The following is a 2,028-nucleotide window of genomic DNA, read 5'->3' as shown; positions in this document are numbered from 1 at the left end:
TGGTGCCCGGGGGCGGAATCGAACCACCGACACGAGGATTTTCAATCCACTGCTCTACCCCTGAGCTACCCGGGCACGGGTGAAGGCTGGTCCTTCGGGTGGATGCGTTCTAGGCGAGGCGGGCCGGGGTGTCCAGAGGGTATGCGCAAAAATCAATGGGGTTTTTGCGGCGTCTGTTCAACCGCTTCAATGGCCGCCTCGACATCCTCGGGATCGCTGGAGGGCACCGCATAATCGCCGCCGAACCACTTGCCCAGATCGACATCGGCGCAGCGTTTGGAGCAAAACGGGCGATAGCGGGTATCCGCAGGTTTTCGGCAGATCGGGCAGGTCATGTCATCACGTCGGTCAGGGGCAGGCGGTCGCGTTTGCGTTGCAGCTCAAAATGACCCAGTGGCGTCCATCCGGCAAGGGTGGTTTCGGTCGCATCCTTGCGGAAAGCCGCACGCAGACTGGTCTCAAAACTGCGACGGTCTTTCTTGGGCATCGGCGCGAGGTCGAGCGTGATCTGCCCGCCCAGGCCCCGCAGGCGCAATTGCCGGGCCAGGTCACGGGCCATAGCGAGATTGGCTTTGAGCCCCGCCGCCGGGCTGGCATCGCCACCGGTGTTCACGTCCACCGCCACCAGTGCACGGGTCGGCTCCACATAATACGTGCCACCTCCGGGCAGGGGCACCTGAGCGTCTCTCAGCCTGTCGATCTGATCGAAAACGCCGAGTGCCGCAAAACACCCTGCCTTGGTAATCACCTCCGAGGGCTCTGCCCAGTCTCGCCAGGCGAGGGCATGCGGGCCGTCACCTTCGGTCAGCTTTTCGGGCTCGCGCCCGGCGGCATCGGCCAGCACCGCGCGGGCCAGATCCTGCATGGTTCGGATATCCTCGGCAATCTCGTCCGCGTCTCCCTCGGCGCAGGCCGAGCGCAGGATCAGCCCCATGTCGCTCTCGCCCATTTCCGCATGCGCGATCTGCAACAGCGTGTCGCGCAAGTCGTCGTCCTTGATCGTCCGCGACACGTTCAGCCCCGGGGCCTCCGGCGTGACAATGGCATAGCGGCTCTTAAAGAGCAGTTTCGTCGTCACCGGCAGCGCCTTGCCCGGTTCCGCATAGCCCGTAACCTGCACCAGAAGCGGCTGACCGGGAGCGAGGCCCTTGACCTGCCGCAAAAAAGCCGAGCCGTCGGGCGTGCGCAGGAACATGCCCCCTTGCCCCTTCACGGGCCGGTCGGCGATGGCACGGTAGATGGCACCAGGACGGGGTTGGTCCGAATCGATCAGCAGATCATCCAGCCTGCCATCCACCAGAAGCGCCGCGGCCTCGGCCCCATTGATGTGATCGAGAGCGATGCTGCGGCCGGTCATGAGGTGTCCTTCCATAGGGGATAGCCTGCCGCCTGCAAAAGCCCGGCGGTTTCAGTCAAAGGAAGGCCGACGACGGCGGTAAATGAGCCCGATATCCACGGGATCAGCGCCCCGGCGGCGCCCTGAATGCCGTAACCACCCGCCTTTCCCTGCCAGTCATTGCTGGCGAGATAGCCGTTGAGTTCCTCATCCGACAGGCGCTTCATCCTGACGGCAGTCACCACGTCCCGCTCCCATATCCGATCGCCGAGTCGCACCGCGACGGCGGTGATCACCCGGTGACGGCGGCCCGACAGCGCAAGCAGGAATTCCGCCGCCTCTGCCGCCGACTCGGGCTTGCCGAGAATGCGGCGGCCCAAGGCCACGGTAGTATCGGCCGCGAGCACGATGTCGCCCTCCTCCACCGTAACCGCCCACGCCTTTTCGCGCGCCATACGGGCGCAGTAGGGGCGGGGCAACTCACCTTTGGCGGGGGTCTCGTCAATCTCGGGCGGGCGAATATCATCCGCCACGACGCCAATTTGCGCCAACAGATCCCTGCGGCGCGGGCTACCCGATCCGAGAATGAAACGCATGAAAAATCAGACGCTTACTTGAAGCGGTAGTTGATCCGACCCTTGGTCAGATCATAGGGGGTCATCTCAACCTGCACCTTGTCGCCTGCCAGAACG

Annotated in this window: 3 protein-coding genes, 1 tRNA gene and 1 pseudogene; all 5 read right to left on the bottom strand. The window is 64.3% G+C overall.

What is annotated here, in order from left to right:
- Positions 1–75: transfer RNA gene (locus tag VJ897_RS09840), tRNA-Phe, on the bottom strand.
- A gap of 77 nt (positions 76–152) precedes the next feature.
- The gene (locus VJ897_RS09835; RefSeq protein WP_324055435.1) at positions 153–335 is read right to left on the bottom strand and encodes a DNA gyrase inhibitor YacG; all 183 of its coding nucleotides are present in this window, start codon (positions 333–335) and stop codon (positions 153–155) included.
- Positions 332–1,357: a ribonuclease E/G gene (locus VJ897_RS09830; RefSeq protein ID WP_324055434.1), complete on the bottom strand. Its 1,026-nt coding sequence runs from the start codon at positions 1,355–1,357 to the stop codon at positions 332–334. Before VJ897_RS09830 ends, VJ897_RS09835 begins: the two co-directional genes overlap by 4 nt.
- Positions 1,354–1,932, bottom strand: a complete 579-nt coding sequence (locus tag VJ897_RS09825; protein WP_324055433.1) for a Maf family protein — start codon at positions 1,930–1,932, stop codon at positions 1,354–1,356. Before VJ897_RS09825 ends, VJ897_RS09830 begins: the two co-directional genes overlap by 4 nt.
- A gap of 14 nt (positions 1,933–1,946) precedes the next feature.
- Positions 1,947–2,028, bottom strand: a pseudogene (locus VJ897_RS09820) (translation initiation factor IF-1); the annotation flags it as partial.

This window comes from Salibaculum sp., assembly GCF_035270045.1.
GTDB lineage: Bacteria > Pseudomonadota > Alphaproteobacteria > Rhodobacterales > Rhodobacteraceae > Salibaculum.
Note: the sequence above shows the minus strand (reverse complement) of the source record. Positions and strands in the feature narration are given on the sequence as shown.